Raw genomic sequence first — 19,494 nt, 5'->3', positions numbered from 1 at the left:
AGACGTCGGCTGCAGCCAACAAGCCGCCGCCGATCAAGCTTAGTCCCTGTAGCGCGATCCTTTTGCATCAAGTGCGCGACGATAGGCTTTGAACGAATCCTGCCCAAAGGAGGTTTTTTCGTCGAAGCCCTTTGCAACCTCGCTCTGCATCTGACGCGTCGTCCGACGCAGAACCTCTTCCGACAAGGGCCGCCAGCTCTTGCCGAACGTTGCAGCTGCGAGTTGCACTTCGCACGCGCGTTGCAGGATCGTCATGCGGAACAGTGCCTCCGCGGCAGTCCTCCCGCATGTCAGAAGACCATGATGTCTCAGGATCATGTAGTTCTTGTTGCCGAGCGACTTCACAAGCCGTTCGCGCTCACCCAGATCCGTCGAGATGCCCTCGAAATCGTGATACGCGATTTGCTCATAGAGCATCGCGCCGTAGAAGCTGTGCGGGGAAAGCCCCTCGTCCGTGCAGGCAACAGCAACACCGGCAGTCGTATGCGTGTGGGCGATGAAATGGGCGTCATCGCGCGCGGCATGAACCGAAGAATGGATCGTGAAGCCCGGCGCGTTGACGCGACCCGGAACGTCCACAACCTTGTTACCATCGAGGTCGATCTTGATGAGATTGGAGGCTGTGACTTCGTTGTACGCCAACCCAAACGAATTGATCAAAAAGTGCCGATGAGGACCCGGTACCCGCGCCGTGATATGATTGTAGATGTGCTCGCACCAGCCTAGATCAAAGAAGACATGGTACAGCGCGGCGAGATCCTCCCGGACCAGCCGTTCCTCGGCCGCCAGAACGTCGTGGCTGACATTTCCAGGTGAGGGTTGGATGTTCATGCGCTCCCCTCCGAAACACTTCATCGTTGGTCCGGTCAATTGAGCAGATCCGGCTGCTCCTTAACGATCTTCGAATAGAGGGTCTGGAATTGAAACCAGCCTGTCCTGGGTGCGCCGAGAATATTGAATGCCTGCTGCGCTGACTCTTCAGGGATAATCTTGAGAGATTGCCCCGTTCGCGCAGCAGCCGCCTCAGCGAGCAACTGCACTTGGCATGACCGCTCCATCGTGATGAACCACCACACTGCTTCATCAACGGTCTGGCCGACCGTCAGAAGTCCATGGTTCTGCAGAATTGCCGCCTTGTGAGGCCCCAACGCCCGGGCGATCTGCTGACCCTCGTCCAACTCGACTGCGACTCCGCCATAATCCTCGTACAGAGCGTGGTCGTTGTAAAAGGCGCAGGCGTCTTGCGTGATCGCCCCCAACTTTCGACCCAGTGTCGAGAAGGCCCGGCCGTACGTGGAGTGCGAATGCGCCGCGCCGACAGAATCGGGCCGGGCAGCATGAACGCTCGCATGAATCGCGAAAGCAGCCGCATTGACCGGATGATTGCCTTCGACAACCTCGCCTTTGTGGTTGACCCGAATAAGATCAGACGCCTTGATCAAGCCAAAGCTCATACCGAAGCCATTCACCCAGAATGTGTCGGTGAATTCCGGATCGCGTGCCGTGATGTGACCTGCCACACCTTCATCGAACCCGAACTTGGCGAACAACCGGAAACCGGCTGCGAGGCGCTCTTTGCGATGCTGCCGTTCTTCGGCCAATGTTGAAAAGGCCGGCGGTTGAGGTAGCCCGTGCGTCATCTTGGCCGCATGCGCCAGCTGATCGTGTTTGGAGGGGGCATTCATCGCATTCTCCCATTTTCTGTTGTATGTTTCGCGATGCGAAATTGGAGGCATACCACCTTCGCTGGCTTTTCCCGCGTGCCAGCCTTACAGTTGGCGCCATTGATCCGTCCGAGCAGAAGGCTGACGGATGGACATCCAAAGCACAATTGAATTCGATTGCGGATTGTTGAAGCAGGCTCAAGCCAGAATATGTCCAGCCCGGCTCTTCCACCTCTCGCGAGTCTGCGCGCCTTCGAAGCGATCGCGAGGTTCGGCAGCGTCAAGCTTGCCTCCGAGAGCCTCAACCTGACGCCGTCAGCTATCAGTCATCAGCTTCGGGCGCTAGAGGTGCACTTCGGGGTGCAACTGGTGGAGCGCAACGGACGCAGCATCGCTCTGACCGAAAGCGGTGCGGTCTACGCCGCCGCCGTCTTGAATGCGTTCAACGAATTGTTTCGCGCGAGCGACATTCTGGGGGTCCGAAAGCGCGATCGTGTTGTACGCGTCAGCGTGACTCCAACGTTTGCAATGCTCGCTGCGTTGCCCCACTTGGAACGATTCCGCAAGGCGTCTTCCAACCTCGATCTCAGACTGGAAGCACGCAACACGACGGTCGACTTCGCAAAGGACGATATCGATGCCGCGGTACAGCTGGGAACGCCGCCCGTGCCGGGCCTGATATTCCATCGGCTTCTTCGCTCCCGCGTTGCTCCATGCGCCGCGCCGAACTTTCTTGAGAGATTTGGGCCCATCAGCACGGTCAAGGACCTCTCTAGGTTGCCCCTGATCGAGTACAGCACTGTGCCGAATAGCTGGCGGTCGTGGCTTCAGGTGAACGACCCTGATCTCTCGTCGGTCGAACCGGAACTGCTCGGCGACAGCCTGCTTACAGGACTTCAAATGGCCCGGTCCGGCATGGGAGTTATTCTTGCGCCGTTTCCGTTGGTTTCGCCGATGATTACCAGCGGGGCTCTCAAGGCGCTTACCCACTGGCCGTCCTTCAAGCTTGATTCGCGAGACTTCTATTTTACCTATCGAAAAGTGCATGAAACATCGAGCAGGATCAAGGCTGTGCACCGGTGGCTGAAGGTCATAGCGAGGGACCTCGAGGCGGAGTCTGCAATGTTGGGAATTTGAGGCTCGGGGGGTGCCTCTACTTGGCTGCTTCAGATAATGTTTATTGGAGTCCCGGGTGTGTTGAGGAAAGATGATAGCTCAGGAGCGAAGTGGGCTCTCACGCCGGTATCTTCGGCTTGCCACTATTCGAAGCAAACTTCGCGCCGGATGGTTCGCCCCCGCTGAAGAATCTCGTCGGATCCGGCTGGACCGCGACAAGACGGTCCGCAAGATAGCTCTTGTGGCCAATCTGGGGGAGATCGACAAAAACCAATAACGTCACTTCATGTCAAAGCCCTCAAGGGGCTCGCGGATGTTGCGTCACTGGTAGTCGTAAAATCCCTGACCGCTCTTCACGCCAAGGCTGCCTTCGGCGATCATCTTCTTCAGCAAAATCCGCGGCCCTTCAGGCAGGCCGATCCGGTGCTGGGCATAGTTCTCTTCGATGCTCAGCACCACGTCCAGGCCCACCGCATCCATGAGGCGGAAGGGGCCGTGCCGTGAACCGGTGGCCTGGCTGTAGATGGCATCCACCACCTCCGCCGACGCGACACCTTCGGCTACCACGGCCAGTGTCTCGCGTTTGATGGCGGCCCAGACGCGGTTGAAGATGAAGCCCATGCTCTCGCGCTGCACCACGTAGGGCGTCAGGCCATAGCCGGGCAGCACGTCGACCAGCAGCTGGATCACAGCCGGGTCGGTCTGGCCGCACGACATCAACTCAATCGGCGTGATGCCCGGCGGCATCAGGAAGTGCGTGTTCAAGAGGCGCGCCGGGTTCTTCACGCTGTCGGCAAAAGCGCTCGAGGAATAGGATGAGGAGTTGCTGGCCAGGATGGCGTCGGGCTCAGCGAGCGCATCGACCTGCTTGAAGATGTTCTTCTTCAGTTCAAGATCTTCGGGGACTGACTCCACGACGAGCCACGCATTCTTGAGCGCGACTGTCATGTCGTCAACCCCCACGATGGTGCCGGCTTTGCTGCCCGGCAGCGTGGCCAGTACGGCAGGCAACTGCTCTTTTGCAAAGGCGACGCCCGCATCGCGCGTCGCGGCGCTGCGGGCATACAGGCGCACTTCGGCGCCGCGCGTCGCCAACATCAGAGCGATGCGGCGGCCCAGCGTGCCCGCGCCAAGGACGGCGATGGCGCGTGTGGCGATGTTATGGGGGAGCTTGAACGTCATGGCGATGCCTCGCGATTTTGGACGGGCGTTCCACGCGTAGCGAGACGTGCAAGACTCGATCTCGGGCTGCCTGTCGTGCGGACGCTTATCATAGCCATATCACGGTAGCGGCGATGGTGGCGATGACTCAGCGCGGCCACTCCGTCTCGACGATCAGGATCCCCGGAAGACAACTTTGCCTCGAAAATTCTTGGCTCCATATTCCACCACAGACTGAACCCCGGCTTTGAAATCTTCGCTGTCGAACAGGGGAGGCCCGATGTCCAGGAGCAGCTCGTCGGCTCCTCTAGTGCCGTAGTCGAGAAACCCTCGCAGCAAACGCTCATTCACCGCATACGCTTTTGTTGGACCGTCCGCAAACTTTTGCGCCCACGCCAACGCTTCGGTGTATAGCGATGTCCGCGGTACGACGCGATTGACGATATTCCACCGCTCGAAGACGGCAGCATCGTAGCGTTCGCCTGTCAGGCAAATCTCTCGGGCCCGCGCCGGTCCGCATCGCTCGGCGAGCAGGTAAATCCCACCCAAATAGGTTGCGGCTCCGATATCGCGCTCTACCTGAGCAAATTTGGCTTCTTCAGATGCGATTATTACATCGCAACGCAACGCCAGTTCGAGCGATGCCGCGAAGCAAAACCCTTGAACCGCGCACACGATCGGGATATCCAATTGCTCCAGTCGCAGCACAATCGGAATGGCCCTCGTCAGCATTTTTCGGCCACCCCTACTATTCACTCCCGAAAAGGTGGTCTTGACGTTCACTCCTGGCCCGAAGTGGTCCCCAGTCGCGTGTAGAAGTACTGCTCGAACGCCCGAGCTGTCCACTTCATCGATAGCCTTGCCGAGCTCCAGCAACAGGTCGTCATCGACGAGATTGATCGGAGGATTGTCCAGCGTTATGAGACCAACGTTGCGCAGTTTCTCGAATCTAACGGATGTCACGGTGAGAGCTCCCTCGCCCTAGCCAGGATGATTGGTCATTCAACGGTTGCTGGACGAAGCCGATGCGCTGGGCAGCAGGTGGTTCCTGTAACGCTCACGAAGCTCGGACTTCCTGATCTTTCCCGTCGCCGTGTGGGGGATTGAATCCATGACGACGTCATCGGGCATCCACCATTTCGCGATCTTGCCTTCAAGAAATGAAAGGATATCCGCCTTGGTCGCTTCCATGTTCGGATTGAGCTGAACGATGAGAAGCGGTCGTTCGCCCCATTTCGGGTGTGAAACCGCGATCGCCGCGGCCTCCTGTACGGAAGGATGAGCGATAGCGACATTTTCGACCTCGATGGATGAGATCCATTCGCCGCCCGACTTGATAACGCCCTTAGATCGATCCGTTATACGCATGTAGGCGTGCTCGTCGATCGTCGCGACGTCGCCGGTGTCGAAATAGCCATCCTTGTCCAGGATCTCGTCATTCAGCCCGTAGTAGGCCTTGGCAACGCTTGGACCACGCACCTTCAGCCTGCCATACGCCTTTCCGTCGTGGGGAAGCTTCTCGCCGGAGTCATCGGTGATCTTCATTTCAACGAGGAAAGGTGAAAAACCTTGGCTGGAAAGCTGGGCAATTTTCTCCGCGCCGGTCAAATCTGCGAACGGCGGCTTCAGGCTTCCGATCGGGCCGACAGGTCCCATCTCTGTCATACCCCACCCCTGCCGTGCACAGATGCCCATCCGCTCAAAGGCTTCAATCATCGCAGGCGGTGGCGCCGCGCCACCGATGGTCAAGTCCCGAAGCGCTGGCAAACGCAAGTTGTTTGATTCCGTATACTGTTGAAGCATGAGCCAGACGGTCGGCACACCGGCCGTAAACGTTACTTTTTCGTCCCAGAGCAACTCGTATACGGACGCGCCATCGAGCCTCGCGCCAGGGAAAACAATCTTGCTCCCTACCATCGGGGCGTGAAACGCGAGCCCCCAGCTGTTGGCATGAAAGAGCGGCACAACCGGTAGGACCGTGTCGTTGCAGCTAAGGCCCAGAACGTCTGCCTGCGCGGTCATCAGCGAATGGAGTACATTTGACCGATGCGAGTACAGGACACCCTTTGGACTCCCCGTCGTGCCTGACGTGTAGCATAGCCCGGCGGCGGTGTTTTCGTCGAAGAGTTTCCAGGCGAAGTCGCCGTCTACGCTATCGATCCAGTCTTCGTACGCGATCGCGCCGCGCAAGGAAGTGTCCGGCATGTGATCGCGATCCGTTAGTATGACGAAGCGCTCGATGAATTCGAGATGCGATGCGAGCTTCTCAAGAAGTGGTACGAAGGTGATATCAGCGAAGAGAACTCTGTCACGTGCATGATTGATGATCCATGCGATTTGCTCTGGAAACAAGCGAGGGTTTATGGTGTGGCAGACGGCGCCGATACCCATGATTCCGTACCAGATTTCCAGGTGTCGCCAAGTGTTCCAGGCCAAGGTCGCGACCCGATCGCCAAGCACAATGCCGTCTCGATCCAATCGCTGGGCGACTTTCAGCGCGCGTCTTCGGATCTGGCCGTAGTTGGTTCGATGGATCGGCCCTTCGACAGACCGAGTCACCACCTCACGGTCTGGATGACAAGTCGCGGCATGATCAATGATCCGCTGACACAGCAACGGCCACTCTTGCATTAAGCCCAACACGGGATCCTCCGAAAGTTGCTGACGCGTCCATTTTTATCTTCCCGGACATAGTCGGCATGATTGGATGCAATCGCACCACAAGGCTGTCGTGCCGCAAAACAAAATATTTGAAGAACGGCTATTCAGCGATGGATTCGCACAGCGACAGATCGCCATGCGCCCGATCTAATATCGATCATCGGACATGCCGCCTGGCTGCAGTCGCTGCGAGCATACCCGCCCAGAAACCGACAGCATGCATTGACGGCAGAAGCCTGCTTCCGGCATGCGCCAAGAGCCCGCAAAAGACATGGAGGCTCATTTGCTTGCTTAAAGGAGATGGCGGACCCAGCTATCGCCAACTCGGTACCGCACTTATTCATGGTTGAATTGGCAAATCCGGCATCGCCGTCTTTTAGTCCTGTGTTGGGTGATTATCATCATCCAAGTAATGATAGTGAGGATTGCATAGCCATGCCGGACAGCCCCGCGTCGCCTGCCCTGGACCACATCCGCCAGCGAACGGCGCGCGTGCTTGAGGCGGGAAACGGTCCAATCGGTGGCCATATCCGCAAGCGGACGGTCCGTGCCAACGGGCTCGATTTCCCGATCCTCGAAGCCGGGAGCGGCCCCCTCGTGCTGTGCTTGCACGGCTTTCCCGATCATGCACGGAGCTGGGTTCACTTCCTCGATCGTCTCGCGCAGGAAGGATATTGGGCCGTCGCACCGGCGCTGCGAGGATATTGGGCCGGTGGCGCCGCGCCCGACGGATCCTACCGAGCCTTGGCGACCGGGCAGGACGTACTAGCGCTCATCGAAGCGCTGGGGGCCGAGCAGGCTGATCTCATCGGCCATGACTTCGGAGCACGTGCAGTCTACGCCGCGGCAAGCCTCGATGCGGCCCGCGTCCGCAAGCTTATCGGGTTGGCAGTCCCCTATGGAAAGGGTCTGACGACAGCATTCGTCGCCGATGGCGATCAACAGCGGCGAAGCTGGTATATGTTCTTCTTCCAGACTCGCCTGGCGGAGACGGCTGTTCAGCTCAACGACTTTGCATTCCTCGACCGGCTCTGGCGAGAATGGTCGCCGGGGTACGTGCTGCCGCCTGCGGACCGTTCCGCGCTCAACGAGACGTTTGACCAACCCGGAGTCCTGACCCAGGCCCTGGCCTATTACCGGCAGTTGTTCACGCCGCCGACTGACCCGGCAGCCCTGGCCCTTGAAGCCCGCGCGAGCGGTCCAATTGCTGTCCCGTCGCTCTATCTGCATGGGGAGGATGACGGCTGCATGTCCGCGCAGCTTAGCGAAAGCATGGAGGCGGCGTTCACGACGGGATTCGAGCGCGTCGTGATGCCTGGCGTCGGTCATTTCTTGCATCTTGAACAACCCGATGCAGTGTTAAGCCACGTCTTGCGCTTCCTGAAATGCTGAGCGGTCTCTGAGAGCGAATGGTCGCCCGTACCTCGATGGCGCGAACCGGCTTCGCTTCAACGAACACCCACCCGGTCGCCCAGCTGAAAAGGACACTTCGATGTCGAAACGGAATCCCATTTTGATCACTGGAGCCGGCGGCGAAGTCGGCTCCGTAAGCAAGACGATGATCAACATGCTACTGGAGCAGCGATATCCGGTGCGTGCCTTCGTGAGGCGAGACGACGAGCGGGCGGAGGCGCTTCGACAGATCGGAGCCGAAGTATTCGTCGGAGATCTACTCAACGTCGCAGATGTCGCCGCCGCCCTGAAGGGTTGTCGCCGGATCTACTTCAGCATGAGTTTGAACCCGTACTATACCGACGCGAGCATTCTGATGGCCGCCGCTGCGCGCGCGCAAGGGGACATTGAGGTCTTCGTGAACATTTCGGAATTCGAGCAGTCCTACATGACGTTCGATAAAATGACCGGCGCGCGCGAGGCGCGACTCGGCTGGCTCGGAGGATTTGTCGCCGAATGGTCACCGCAACAGAGAGCCCATTGGGCATCGGAGCAGGCGCTACAGTGGTCCGGCCTGCCGGTCGTCAATATACGGGCGACCATGTTCGTCGAGAATCCGATCCTTTCCTGGTTTCCGCTAAAGCAGTTGCTTGGTGCGGGCGAACTCCACCTGCCTTTTGGCACGCAGAAGATCGCGCCAATCGCCGCCTATGATGTTGCGGAGGTCTGCACGAAGGTCCTGATCGCCCCCTCGGCGCATATATCGAGGTCGTATGACCTCACCGGACCGGAGTTGAAGGACATGCATGGGTTTGCCGAGGATTACGGCGCTGCGCTGGGACGACGTATCTCGTATGTGCCCCAAGACCTGGATGCCTGGATCGAGACGTACATCAATAGTGCCATCGCGTCGCGCAGTCCGCATATTGCAGACCACTTGGGAACCATCACCCGCCTGGTCGCAGGCGGACGTTATGATGTTGTCAACGATGAGCTTGAAAGTTTACTTGGGCGTGCCCCCAAGGTCGTCCGATGGGCCCTCGAACAATCTCCGCGTATTCGCAAAGCGCTGGAGGCCGCATGATCATGCGACAGTTCAGGAAACGGCTTTGGCACCGGATTTTGCCCGCTGAACCGGCCGGCGGGCGATAGCGTCGGCTGCTTGTTGCAGGTGCCGGAAAGCCTCGTCGTGCCGGAGGCCGCGATTCAACCTGCCGCCGAGGTGCCGGATGCCCCATCGGCCCAGAGCCAGAACGATGACGCCGAGCTCACGGCCAGGGTCGGTAAGGGTATAGGCGGCTCGCGGGGGATGGTCGCTGTAGAATTCGCGACGTACAAGGCCGTGTGCCTCAAGTGTTTTTAGACGATCAGAAAGGACATTAGGCGCCATGCCAGGCAGACGCTCTTGAAGGTCCTGAAATCGCATGGTGCCTGGGAGAAGGTCACGGATAATCAGCAACGTCCAGCGCGCGCCCACAATGTCGAGCGTTCGCGCTACAGGACAAGACGCATCAAGACTGTTCTTTGCCATTCCAGGCCCACCCTACCTTGCCGCAACACCGGCCCACTGCCTTGCGGATATATAGTCAATATAATTTGGATTGGAACTCCCCTCGCCCGGATCCTAGAATACCAAATTTCTGATGGCCGGACTGCACCGGGGTTCATTCTGATTTGGTACTTTGGCCGAGAACACCGGCGGGAAGGACAGCAGTCCCGCGGTCGTCTGATTGGGTTGACGTTTGAGGCTATCGTGAGGGTGCCGACAGGGGCATCCCAACAGGAAATTGCTCCCTCCCCGCTATCGATTGCTCGTGTGATCGCAGCCGGTGTTCGCTTCGGCTTGTGTGCTTGCATATGCCGGTTAGGGTCTCAGCAGGCCTGTCTGCCTAGCGGCCGCGCGCTGGCTTGCCTGGGCCGGTGCCCAGACACTTGATGATGATGATGTTATAGCCGAACAGATCGTCGCCGCAGTCCGGATCGGCTTTGTGATTTTACAAATCAAACAGTTGCTGTGGCATTTAGAGTTTCATTCCTCAGTTCTCGGCGCAGAATTTTTCCGACGTTGCTCTTCGGCAGCTCAGACCTAAACTCAACGTGCTTCGGCACCTTGTATGGAGTCAATTGTGTCTTGGCGAAAGCAATAATGTCCTGAGCTCCCAGATTCGGGTCGAGGCGAACTACGAATACCTTGACCGCTTCGATGGATTTCGGATCGGGGACGCCGATCGCGGCGCATTCCAGGACTCCCGGATGGCTGGCGATCACCTCTTCGACTTCGTTTGGATAGACGTTGAAGCCGGAGACAATGATCATGTCCTTCTTACGATCCACGATCTTGGTAAAGCCGTCCGGCAACATCACGCCTATATCACCTGTCCGGAAGAAACCGTCGCTTGTCATCACCCGGGCGGTTTCGTCAGGCCTGTTCCAGTAACCGGCCATCACCTGCGGCCCCTTGCCGCAAATCTCGCCGGCTTCGCCGAATGGCACTTCCCTGCCATCATCATCACGGATAGAAATATAAGTTGATGGGACAGGCAGTCCGATGGTCCCGGAGAACTCTGCAAGATTTGGCGGTGTCACCGTTAAAGTCGGAGCTGTCTCAGAGAGGCCGTAGCCTTCGGAAAGGACACATCCGGTCGCCGCGAGCCATTTGTCTGCAACGGTCTTTTGGGTCGCCATCCCGCCACCGATCGCAATCTTCAATTCCGAAAAATCCACCTTCTTGAAGTCGGGATGGTGCAGAAGACCATTGAACAACGTGTTGACGGCCGGGAAACTATGGACCTTGTGCTTTCGAAGCTCCTTGATGAATCCTGGAATATCGCGCGGATTTACGATCAGAAGGTTGGTGCCGCCTACTCGCACGGAAAACAGGAAACAGGCCGTGAGCGCGAAGATGTGATAGAGTGGTAGCGCGCAGACTGTCAGGAAGGGTTCGACCAGTGGCGGCTTGCGCAACGCGGGATTGGTCCACGCAACAATTTGAAGCACGTTGGCCACCATATTACGGTGGAGCAACGTTGCACCTTTCGAGACACCCGTGGTGCCGCCGGTATACTGTAGAAACGCAACATCGTCCGGACCAATATTCGGCTTGTCCAGCTTCATCTTGCGGCCGGCTGACAACGCATCCTTGAATGAGATTGCGCCTGGCAGCGAATACGCAGGGACCATTTTCTTGACCTTGCGCACAATAAAATTGACGAAAACGCCCTTGAGACCAAGTAGATCTCCCATCGTGCCGACGATTATGTGCTTGATGCTCGTGTGCGGCAGCACCTTTTCCTGGGTCGTCGCAAAATTTTCCAAAATAACAATGGCCTCTGCGCCAGAATCGTTGAGCTGATGCTCGAGTTCTCGCGGAGTATAAAGAGGATTGACGTTCACAACCGTGTAACCTGCACGCAAGGCAGCAGCTACCGCGACAGGGTTTTGCAGAACGTTTGGCATCATGATCGCAACCCGGGCGCCCTTCGCGAGACCCCTGCTTTGCAGGTAAGCGCCGATACCGGCTGACATCTTGTCAAGCTGGTCGTAGGTGATCGCCTTGTCCATGCAGATCGCAGCTTTGCGATCCGCAAACGTCGTAAAGCTTTCTTCGAATAGTTCGATCAACGAAGAATACTGGTTGACATCGATATCGGCGGGAACTCCCTCCGGATACTGCTGTAGCCAAAAGCGCTTCACGATATTTCCCCCTGCAGAAAAGCCGCTCTTGCGGTCTCGTTCGATTGTTCCCTGCCAGGACGGCCCAATGCAGCCTGGACGGAGAGAACTCATGGCGAGCAGCACAACCAAGCCTGCAGATTGAGCGCCCCACACTGAAGCGTCAGCCCTGACCTCTCGGACCGCTCCCGCCCCGCCGCGGCTTGTTTGAAGTCACTGCGCTTTTCCGGCACCGCTCTGTTGCGTTCGCGAGCAATTCACGGCCAAGGCTGCTCGACGCCGGCATCGCTCTGGCCAGAACCAACGCCCCGAGCATACGACAAACCACATCGACCGCCTCATCACGCGCGTATGGCGTCTTGGGCAACAGATTTTCAACCGACAAGATCATTCGCTCAACGCCATCGGCGAAAACGCTTTTGATGGCATCCGGCTGTCGCGCGACCTCGCCTGCCAGTGCAGCCGCCGGACATGTCGAGCCGGGCGCGTTGCGGGCCTCCTCCGAAAGATACGACGTAACGAATTCGTCCAGGGTCGGCATTCGTTCCCGCACGTCATCCATCTGTCGGAATGCGTGATCGAGTGCCTCGCCTGCTAACGCGCCTTTCGATTCAAAGTGATTATAGAAGCCGCCATGCGTGAATCCCGCGGCCCTCATCAGGTCGTTTACCGAAATGCCATCGAAACCAGCCTCGCGAAAAAGCCGCGAGGCCTTCGCGACAACCCTTTGCCGATTCTTCTGGGCCTGGTTCTCTGTAATCCGCACGATCAATTCTCCGAACCACCAATCAGCAACAATGATATACATCATCATTAAGGGTTGACAACAGCGTTAATAATGATGATTATCATCATTGATGACGCGCAGAGAGACGCCGAATTAAGAGGAAAAATGCCGTTTTGGAAGATATATCATCCTGTTGGCGCCTTCACCGCTGATGACAAGCGCGCCTTGTCACAGCGGATTACCGAGCTTTATCGCGGGCTGCCGAAATTCTACGTCATCGTCGTTTTTCAAGAGGTCGCGCCCGAGTCCTTTTACATGGGCGGCGAGGAGGCGCACAACTTCGTTCGCATCTGGGTAGACCATATCGCGCGGTCATTCCCGCCTGACGCCAAGAAGCTAAAAGCCAAATGGATGGGCTGGGCGGAAAAGGCAATCGCGCCTTACGTCAAGGATCGCGGCAGGGATTGGGAAATCCATATCGACGAGACGCCTTTTGATCTCTGGCAGATTCAAGGCATGCCCGCGCCACCGCCAAACTCCGAGTATGAGAAGCGCTGGCTCGAAGAAAACAAGCCTGTGCCGTATCCCATTCAAGAACCGGTCTAGATCCATGCCGATTGTTGGAGGCTTAGATTGAGATGAGCAACCCTCAACGTTTTGCAGTCGTCACCGGTGCGTCGTCCGGGATCGGCGCCGTTTATGCCGAACGAATGGCGGGAACGCGGCTACGACTTGATTCTCGTCGCCCGTCGTCGAGACCGACTAGAGGACATTGCCAAGAGAATCAAAGTCAAGACCAACCGAGCGGTCGAGATTGTCACTGCCGACCTCGCTGACGCGAAGGACCTGTTGCGCATTGAGGCGCTGTTAACAAACCGTGAGGAAATCGACGTCCTGATCAACAATGCCGGCCTCGGCGCGCTTGGGCGGGCCTCGAAAGTAGCTGCGGACGCGCTGGAGAACCTGATCAAGATCAATGTCCTGGCGTTGACGCGACTGACTCAGGCCGTCCTACCGGGATTCCTGCGCCGCAATTCCGGAACGATCATCAACATCGCCTCCATGATCGCGGTCATGCCGACGCCTTCCGGCGCAGGTTATTCCGGCTCCAAGGCGTATGTTTTGAATTTCACGCGCTCGCTCCAGATGGAGCTTGCCAAGACTGGCATCATTGTTCAGGCGGTGCTTCCCGGCCCGGTTCGCACCGAGTTCTTTGAAGCATCCGGTCTCACTGCGGCTCCCTTCCCCAACGAACTATTCATGTCCCCGGAGCAATTGGTCGACACCGCCCTGCAGGCATTGGGCCAAGGTGAGCTTATCTGCTTTCCCTCGTTGGAGAATGCATCGCTCTGGACGGGCTTTGAAGACGCTCGCATCGCATTGAGCCGTGCGCTCATGCAGTCGGGTAGGCCGGCGGCGAGGTATTCAGGAGGCGCGCGGTAGCGAACGCGGTTATCGCAACCACCCAGAGTCGCGACCGGGCGGAACGACGCGATGTTCGTGGGCAACGCAAGAAGGTAACCTCATATGCGTCGCGTCGTCGTTACGGGTTTGGGATTGGTATCGCCGCTGGGTTGTGGCAGCGAGTTGGCATGGTCCCGCCTGCTCGCGGCCCGTTCCGGGCTGGCTGCCCTTCCCGAATGGGCGGCTGCCCTTCCCGCGCGGGTTGCTGGAATCGTGCCGACCAAGGCCGACGATCCGGATGGCGGCTTCGATCCGGATCTGGTTGTTCCTGCCAAGGATCAGCGGAGGATGGACCGCTTCATCCTGTTCGCACTGGCCGCCACGGCCGAGGCCATTGCGGAGGCAGCTTGGACTCCTCCCGACGCACACTCGCTGGAGCGAACGGCGACCGTGATCGCATCGGGCATCGGAGGCTTTCCGGCGATCGTCGAGGCGGTCCGCACCACCGATCAGCGCGGGGTCAGGCGCCTTTCGCCGTTCACCGTGCCGTCCTTTCTGGCAAATCTCGCGGCCGGTCATATCTCCATCCGTTACGGCTTCAAAGGTCCCATCGCAACGCCGGTCACCGCTTGCGCCGCGAGCGTGCAGGCGATTGGTGACGCCGCACGCCTCATTCGAACCGGAGAAGCGGACGTTGCGATCTGCGGTGGCTCGGAAGCCTGCATCGATCTCGTGAGCCTCGGCGGCTTCGCCGCCGCCCGGGCCCTTTCGACCGGCTTTAACGAAACGCCAGCGCGAGCGTCCCGCCCCTTCGAGCGCGACCGCGACGGCTTCGTCATGGGCGAAGGCGCCGGTATCCTTGTCATTGAAGAGTTGGAACACGCGCTCCGCCGGGGCGCCCAACCGATCGCCGAAATCGCCGGCTATGGCACAACTGCCGACGCCTACCACATCACGTCGGGACCCGAGGACGGCGACGGCGCGCGCCGCGCTATGGAAGGCGCCTTGCGGCAGGCCGGCCTCAAGCCCGGTGATATCCAGCATCTCAACGCCCATTCCACTTCGACGCCGGTTGGCGACGTTTCCGAACTGGAAGCGATCAAATCCGTGTTCGGCCGCGACGGAAAAATTGCCGTGAGCGCCACCAAATCGGCGACCGGTCATCTGCTCGGCGCAGCCGGGGGAGCGGAAGCGATCTTCACGATCCTCGCGTTACGCGACCAGGTCGCGCCGCCTACTCTTAATCTCGAGAATGGCGACGCGGCCGCTGATGGCGTCGACCTCGTGTCCCGTGAGGCCAGGCGCATGACGATGGAGCACGCGATTTCGAATGGATTCGGCTTCGGGGGCGTCAACGCCAGTGTCATCTTTCGACGTTGGCAATGATCAAGCCTGCCCAGATCGGCAGGTCATCGCCGACTTACCCTTAGCTTGGGACTGAACCAGAATCTTCCTAAAGGAATTCTTCGATCCGAAGCCCGGTTGATTGCATGCCGGCGGCACGTCCCCCGGATTATTCATTGGACTCTCCGCATCAGCAGTCATGGTACCCAATTGGTACGATCTAGGCCGAAGAGCGAAGCGTCGAGACTGCAGCGTTTGACTGGTTTGTTACGTGGTTGGGATTTGTCGAGGACCGCGCCACATCCAAGCTTACGGGTAGCACTGCGGAGCTTGCGCGACCGTCCGTTCAAATAATCGGTTCAGGTACCGTAAATTGCAAGAAACTCGCGCGCCGCCTGCTCGGAGAAGAGCTTCATTTCGTCTTCGGCCGGAGGCTTGAGCACTCCCAAAAGAAGCCCCACCTGAAGATCGGACCACAAAAGCCCCACATAGGTCCGGACCATCCGCTTCGTCTCCGCGCGTTTCAGGAGACCGCGACTAACGGCGTGGTCGATCACTTTCGCAAGCGCTTCGCGGCTCGCACGGCGGCCATTTCTGTCGATAATGCGCGCGACCTCCGGGAGATCATCGCTTCTCGCGATCGCGAATCTGAACGCAGCGATAGCGTCGGCGCGAGTGACGTCCTTGAGAAGCCGAAATCCCAATTCCCGGAGTACGTCGAAGAGTTCTCGCGCTGTGCTGGGCGCGGGCAGTTCCGAGAGGCTGCCGCTGATCGCGCTTGCGCGTTCGGCGATGCAGGCGAGGAGGATCTCGTCCTTGCTCGAAAACAATGTGTAGAGCTCGCGTTTCGACACGTGGGCCTTGGTCGCGATTTCAAGGGTGCTCGCGCCTAAAAAGCCGTTTTCATTGAGCGACTGGAAAGCAGCCGACAGGATTCGATCGCGAATAGAACTCTGTGAGCCGCGAGTATTGTCCATGTCCCACATGTGATAAGGTACTGAAAGGTACCGCCCAGTCGGGCTAATTGCAACTACCTATAGTTCTGATTTAGAATTAATGATTGCTTCGCTTCTGACCTGAGGCGGTATAACACGACCGTTACCACTACTTTGTCAGCTCCCAAACCGCGAGTAAGCGACATGTCTCAGTCCAAGGGCGACGCCCAACCTTCCGTCCAGGACGTTGCACTCATTATCGGTGGCGGTCCGGGCATCAGCTCAAGTTGCGCGAGGCTGTTCGCGAAGAACGGTATGCGTGTTGCTGTGGCAGCCAGGAATCCCGGAAAAGCGGTTCTTGAGACACTTGAGGAAATGCATGGGGTGCGTCGATACGCCTGTGATGCGAGCGAACCGGCGGCCGTGGAGCGGTTGTTCAAGAATATCGTGCAGGACATTGGGACGCCGAGACTTGTCGTGCACAACATCGATGGACGGGTCCCCGGCATTTTCCGCAAGAGCGTTATCGAAGCGGACCCAGTCATGGCGCTAGAAACACTTCGAAACGCGGCGTTCAGCGCATTTCTGGTGGGTCAACAGGCAGCTCGACTCATGCTCGGAAACAAACTCGACGCCAACGGGGCGAAGGGAACGATCATCTTCACGAACGCCAGCGCAGCGCTCAAAGGCTTCCCATCAAGCAGCGCCTTTGCGATGGCATGCCATGCCAAGTCGGGACTCGCGCAGAGTATGGCAAGAGAACTGATGCCGCAGGGTATCCACGTCGCGAATGTACCGATCGACGCCGCGATCGGCTGGACTCAGGAGGACGGGACCCGCGCACACCGGCTGGCGGGGATGACTGTCGACGACAACATGGCCGACCCCGACCATATCGCCGAAACATATTTGCAACTGCATCGCCAGCATCGGTCGACGTGGGCGTTCGAAGTCGTGCTTCGGCCATGGGTCGAAAAGTGGTGACTAGCATGCGCCGGCGCGCCCCGCGTCACGCTCACGTTTAGTCTCGCTTAACCAATCTCGCAGAGTCGCAGCGACGCCCTCCGCGTCGTGCTCATGTGCGAAGTACTCGGTGTTGAAGGCAAACGTCGCGCCCGTGCTTCAGCCCATCGAGATGTTTGCCCGCCTCCTCATGGGACCCCCTTCTCGACTTGGCCGACAGTTCCACGATGAGCTTAACTGACTTGTCGTCGTCTGAGATGGCGCCGAGCTTCAGTTTCGCCTTTTCACCCTCTGTATGGTTCAAGCACCAAGTCGCGATTGACGATCACCCGTACCGGAAAACCGGGCCGGATTGTCAGGGTCGGCTGGATGTTGAGATTGCGCCGAACGATCTGTTGACCAGTTTGCTTCAGGGAATCCTCTGCCCCACGGCGGAGCGCCCGAATTAGGGCGTTGCTACCGTTGCCGGCATCCGAGCCAGATCCGAGTTCGGCCCCGACCCCAAGCAAGGTCGACAGCAGCGCCGCCTTGAACAGCTGCCCCCAGTGATGATCAACTTCGTCCTGAAGCCCAGCGTATCCCGCGGTATCGACACCCGGCTGGCGCTCAAGGACGATGGATCGGCCGTTCGGCATGATCAGGCGTGTCCAGACCAGAAGAACGCGTGACTGTCCAAACGCAACCTGGCTGTCGTAGATTCCGATCAATCGTGCCCCCTGGGGCACCAGCAGCGAGCGGCCCGTTGGTGTATCAAAGACGTTCTCAGTTACTTGTGCGGTGATTTGCCCTGGTAGATCAGAACTGATCCCGGTGATGAGGGCAGCAGGAATCACGGACCCAGCCTGCACGACGTAAGTCGAGGCTGGTCTCGTCACGCGGTCCGGGCTCGCGGTTCGGCGATCGATGGAGGCGTTGACGAAGGCCAGCTTGCGATCCTGTCCGTTCTGGGCGAATGCCTCATCGGATGATGGCGCCGCATTTGGGGTGGCCTCCGATGGAATGGCTGCCGCGGATGGTCGAACATTCATTGACACGAAACCTTGCTGGTGCGCGCGGCCTCGCCTTCCTGACTCATCCGCTGTTGCTCGGGATCCACCGCAAGTGGTCCAGACTGGGTTTGGGCTGCAACGATTGGACGGCCGAGATCGCCAGGCAGCGGCGGCCCAAGGCGCGGGACGTCGCGGGGAACGCCCGCATAGTCGCGCGGTAGCCAGGCAACGCCATCGGCCACATTGTGATGATCGGTAGTGTAGAGTTCCTCGGATACTTGCTCGCGAGTACGACTGTTCAGCAAAGCCCACAGGACTGCTCCGGAAACGAGAACAAGCGTCAATGCCGTGCCGCCAGCCAAGACCTTGCGCGAAAGACGTGTAACGCGCGGAAGTTCTGGGCGGAGCCGGAAAGAATGATCAATCTTCTCAGCCGTCTTCGCCCGCGCGGAATCAGGACTACTGCTGTGTTCGTTCCGGTGGCAATCATGAAGACCTTCCGCGCATCATCAACGCATTTTTCCAGGCCGGCGGGTCGGCCGAGCACAGCCCGAGAATTGGTCCTGCTGCTTCACCTGGTGCGCTCTTCGGTGGCCGCTTCGAGCTCCGCCACACGCTGCAGCGCCCCCCGCGACCATCGCTTGAAGTCATCCGGCTCGCGTTTGGAGTGCTCGTACCCTTCGTTTTGATCGGCCAGATCTCTCAGCGTGGACACGATGGCTGCAGCCCCCGTATCGGCGACGTCCGCTCCGACTTCGACATAGGCGGCCAGCGCCCGCAGTCCCTCGATGGCGATCGGAATCCCGTCATTGTTGTAGGAGGCGTTCGCGGCATTGCGAAGCTCGGCGAGAGCTTCCCGCCAGCTGGCCACGGCGGCCATCTGGCGTTCGCTCCGCACCGATCGGCGCACCAAGGCGTCGGCCAAGAGGTGCAGCTTTTCAGGCGCCTGGTCTAGGAGACGATCGATGATCGGCATCGCCACCTGGGTCGGCGACCGCGCGATGGTCCGGGCATCCGCGGCGATGGTCGTGATCCGCCCGGTCTTAAAAACCGCAAGCCTCACCTATCTCTCGCTGCAGAAGTCTCAGCTCGGCGATGTTCACCGGACACCAACGAGCAAATTCCTGCGCACGATAGAACGCGATAGCGTCGACGACCGTCACTTTGTCGGATCGAGGGCGACGACGAAACTCCACGAGGCAAAACGAGGCGAACTCTTCCTTTGCGGCCGCTGGATTGAAGTCCCGGAACGGATCGACGAGCACCGCGACCGCCCGCGTACTTTCTTTCGCTTTCAGCAGTTCGATGATACGCTTGATCTGATCGATCTTTCCTCCGTAGCGGCGGAGACGCGCGCCGTGGATGTAAGGTATCCGGTGCTCGAGCTGGGACCGGTCCCGCTGCCACCAATTCACCAGATCGCGGAGCCACTCGTCGCGCGCGTCGTCGCGTAGCGCTTCGGGCAT

The 19,494-nt window shown here is 58.8% G+C and carries 18 protein-coding genes and 1 pseudogene; 8 read left to right on the top strand and 11 right to left on the bottom strand.

Features of this window, described 5'->3' with window-relative positions:
• Positions 1 to 39: 39 nt before the first annotated feature.
• Together V1273_RS09950 and V1273_RS09945 are read right to left on the bottom strand one after the other, a co-directional pair.
• Positions 40 to 870, bottom strand: coding sequence for a class II aldolase/adducin family protein (locus V1273_RS09950; RefSeq protein ID WP_334383297.1), 831 nt, complete (start codon positions 868 to 870; stop codon positions 40 to 42).
• Positions 867 to 1,685: a class II aldolase/adducin family protein gene (locus tag V1273_RS09945; RefSeq protein WP_334364352.1), complete on the bottom strand. Its 819-nt coding sequence runs from the start codon at positions 1,683 to 1,685 to the stop codon at positions 867 to 869. The genes V1273_RS09950 and V1273_RS09945 overlap by 4 nt, the downstream gene beginning before the upstream one ends.
• A 156-nt stretch (positions 1,686 to 1,841) precedes the next feature.
• On the opposite strand from V1273_RS09945, the gene V1273_RS09940 reads away from it, so the two are divergent.
• Positions 1,842 to 2,801 (top strand): LysR substrate-binding domain-containing protein, encoded by a 960-nt coding sequence (locus V1273_RS09940; protein WP_334383299.1) that lies wholly within the window; start codon positions 1,842 to 1,844, stop codon positions 2,799 to 2,801.
• A 300-nt stretch (positions 2,802 to 3,101) separates the two neighbouring features.
• Here V1273_RS09940 and V1273_RS09935 read toward each other — a convergent pair whose 3' ends face one another.
• The 3 genes from V1273_RS09935 to V1273_RS09925 form a co-directional block, all read right to left on the bottom strand.
• Positions 3,102 to 3,962, bottom strand: a complete 861-nt coding sequence (locus V1273_RS09935) for a 3-hydroxyacyl-CoA dehydrogenase family protein (RefSeq protein WP_334409452.1) — start codon at positions 3,960 to 3,962, stop codon at positions 3,102 to 3,104.
• Positions 3,963 to 4,115: 153 nt separating this feature from the next.
• On the bottom strand, positions 4,116 to 4,904 hold the full coding sequence (locus V1273_RS09930) for an enoyl-CoA hydratase/isomerase family protein (RefSeq protein WP_334409450.1): 789 nt from the start codon (positions 4,902 to 4,904) through the stop codon (positions 4,116 to 4,118).
• 39 nt (positions 4,905 to 4,943) lie between these two features.
• Entirely contained in the window at positions 4,944 to 6,584 is a 1,641-nt protein-coding gene (locus tag V1273_RS09925) for a long-chain-fatty-acid--CoA ligase (protein WP_334409448.1), read from the bottom strand.
• A gap of 453 nt (positions 6,585 to 7,037) precedes the next feature.
• On the opposite strand from V1273_RS09925, the gene V1273_RS09920 reads away from it, so the two are divergent.
• Positions 7,038 to 7,994, top strand: a complete 957-nt coding sequence (locus V1273_RS09920) for an alpha/beta fold hydrolase (protein ID WP_334409446.1) — start codon at positions 7,038 to 7,040, stop codon at positions 7,992 to 7,994.
• A 100-nt stretch (positions 7,995 to 8,094) separates the two neighbouring features.
• Positions 8,095 to 9,078, top strand: coding sequence for an NAD(P)H-binding protein (locus tag V1273_RS09915; RefSeq protein ID WP_334409445.1), 984 nt, complete (start codon positions 8,095 to 8,097; stop codon positions 9,076 to 9,078).
• Positions 9,079 to 9,090: 12 nt separating this feature from the next.
• Here the strand turns inward: V1273_RS09915 and V1273_RS09910 are convergent, their stop codons facing one another.
• From V1273_RS09910 to V1273_RS09900, 3 genes are all read right to left on the bottom strand, one after another.
• Positions 9,091 to 9,525, bottom strand: a complete 435-nt coding sequence (locus tag V1273_RS09910) for a winged helix-turn-helix transcriptional regulator (protein WP_334364359.1) — start codon at positions 9,523 to 9,525, stop codon at positions 9,091 to 9,093.
• 470 nt (positions 9,526 to 9,995) lie between these two features.
• Entirely contained in the window at positions 9,996 to 11,687 is a 1,692-nt protein-coding gene (locus tag V1273_RS09905; RefSeq protein ID WP_334409444.1) for a long-chain-fatty-acid--CoA ligase, read from the bottom strand.
• Positions 11,688 to 11,829: 142 nt separating this feature from the next.
• A complete protein-coding gene (locus V1273_RS09900) occupies positions 11,830 to 12,480 on the bottom strand; it encodes a TetR/AcrR family transcriptional regulator (protein WP_334409442.1) in 651 nt (216 codons plus the stop codon).
• Between the two features lie 24 nt (positions 12,481 to 12,504).
• On the opposite strand from V1273_RS09900, the gene V1273_RS09895 reads away from it, so the two are divergent.
• From V1273_RS09895 to fabF, 3 genes are all read left to right on the top strand, one after another.
• The gene (locus V1273_RS09895) at positions 12,505 to 12,999 is read left to right on the top strand and encodes a tautomerase family protein (protein WP_334409441.1); all 495 of its coding nucleotides are present in this window, start codon (positions 12,505 to 12,507) and stop codon (positions 12,997 to 12,999) included.
• A gap of 93 nt (positions 13,000 to 13,092) precedes the next feature.
• Positions 13,093 to 13,836 (top strand): SDR family NAD(P)-dependent oxidoreductase, encoded by a 744-nt coding sequence (locus V1273_RS09890; RefSeq protein WP_334409440.1) that lies wholly within the window; start codon positions 13,093 to 13,095, stop codon positions 13,834 to 13,836.
• An 84-nt stretch (positions 13,837 to 13,920) separates the two neighbouring features.
• On the top strand, positions 13,921 to 15,183 hold the full coding sequence (fabF, locus tag V1273_RS09885) for a beta-ketoacyl-ACP synthase II (protein ID WP_334409438.1): 1,263 nt from the start codon (positions 13,921 to 13,923) through the stop codon (positions 15,181 to 15,183).
• 317 nt (positions 15,184 to 15,500) lie between these two features.
• Here the strand turns inward: fabF and V1273_RS09880 are convergent, their stop codons facing one another.
• Positions 15,501 to 16,118: a TetR/AcrR family transcriptional regulator gene (locus V1273_RS09880; protein WP_334409436.1), complete on the bottom strand. Its 618-nt coding sequence runs from the start codon at positions 16,116 to 16,118 to the stop codon at positions 15,501 to 15,503.
• A gap of 162 nt (positions 16,119 to 16,280) precedes the next feature.
• Between V1273_RS09880 and V1273_RS09875 the strand changes: the two genes are divergently transcribed.
• Positions 16,281 to 17,060: an SDR family oxidoreductase gene (locus V1273_RS09875; protein WP_334364365.1), complete on the top strand. Its 780-nt coding sequence runs from the start codon at positions 16,281 to 16,283 to the stop codon at positions 17,058 to 17,060.
• A gap of 263 nt (positions 17,061 to 17,323) precedes the next feature.
• Here the strand turns inward: V1273_RS09875 and V1273_RS09870 are convergent.
• Both V1273_RS09870 and V1273_RS09865 read right to left on the bottom strand, forming a co-directional pair.
• Positions 17,324 to 18,453, bottom strand: a pseudogene (locus V1273_RS09870) (TrbI/VirB10 family protein).
• Between the two features lie 146 nt (positions 18,454 to 18,599).
• Positions 18,600 to 19,004 carry a hypothetical protein gene (locus V1273_RS09865; RefSeq protein WP_334409435.1) on the bottom strand — a complete coding sequence of 135 codons (405 nt, stop codon included), beginning with the start codon at positions 19,002 to 19,004 and terminating at the stop codon, positions 18,600 to 18,602.
• On the opposite strand from V1273_RS09865, the gene V1273_RS09860 reads away from it, so the two are divergent.
• Entirely contained in the window at positions 18,994 to 19,482 is a 489-nt protein-coding gene (locus V1273_RS09860; RefSeq protein WP_334409433.1) for a hypothetical protein, read from the top strand. The genes V1273_RS09865 and V1273_RS09860 overlap by 11 nt on opposite strands.
• The last annotated feature ends 12 nt before the right edge of the window (positions 19,483 to 19,494 follow it).

Origin of the sequence: Bradyrhizobium sp. AZCC 1721, from assembly GCF_036924715.1 — a bacterium.
Classification (GTDB): Bacteria; Pseudomonadota; Alphaproteobacteria; order Rhizobiales; family Xanthobacteraceae; genus Bradyrhizobium.
This window is presented reverse-complemented; position numbering and strand designations above follow the sequence as displayed.

Coding starts and splice junctions, on each gene's coding strand:
- V1273_RS09945 (WP_334364352.1), bottom strand. CDS start 1,685: ATGAATGCCCCCTCCAAACACGATCAGCTGGCGCATGCGGCCAAGATG.
- V1273_RS09935 (WP_334409452.1), bottom strand. CDS start 3,962: ATGACGTTCAAGCTCCCCCATAACATCGCCACACGCGCCATCGCCGTC.
- V1273_RS09920 (WP_334409446.1), top strand. CDS start 7,038: ATGCCGGACAGCCCCGCGTCGCCTGCCCTGGACCACATCCGCCAGCGA.
- V1273_RS09915 (WP_334409445.1), top strand. CDS start 8,095: ATGTCGAAACGGAATCCCATTTTGATCACTGGAGCCGGCGGCGAAGTC.
- V1273_RS09910 (WP_334364359.1), bottom strand. CDS start 9,525: ATGGCAAAGAACAGTCTTGATGCGTCTTGTCCTGTAGCGCGAACGCTC.
- V1273_RS09900 (WP_334409442.1), bottom strand. CDS start 12,480: ATGATGATGTATATCATTGTTGCTGATTGGTGGTTCGGAGAATTGATC.
- V1273_RS09895 (WP_334409441.1), top strand. CDS start 12,505: ATGATGATTATCATCATTGATGACGCGCAGAGAGACGCCGAATTAAGA.
- V1273_RS09890 (WP_334409440.1), top strand. CDS start 13,093: ATGCCGAACGAATGGCGGGAACGCGGCTACGACTTGATTCTCGTCGCC.
- fabF (WP_334409438.1), top strand. CDS start 13,921: ATGCGTCGCGTCGTCGTTACGGGTTTGGGATTGGTATCGCCGCTGGGT.
- V1273_RS09880 (WP_334409436.1), bottom strand. CDS start 16,118: ATGGACAATACTCGCGGCTCACAGAGTTCTATTCGCGATCGAATCCTG.
- V1273_RS09875 (WP_334364365.1), top strand. CDS start 16,281: ATGTCTCAGTCCAAGGGCGACGCCCAACCTTCCGTCCAGGACGTTGCA.
- V1273_RS09860 (WP_334409433.1), top strand. CDS start 18,994: ATGATCGGCATCGCCACCTGGGTCGGCGACCGCGCGATGGTCCGGGCA.
- V1273_RS09865 (WP_334409435.1), bottom strand. CDS start 19,004: ATGCCGATCATCGATCGTCTCCTAGACCAGGCGCCTGAAAAGCTGCAC.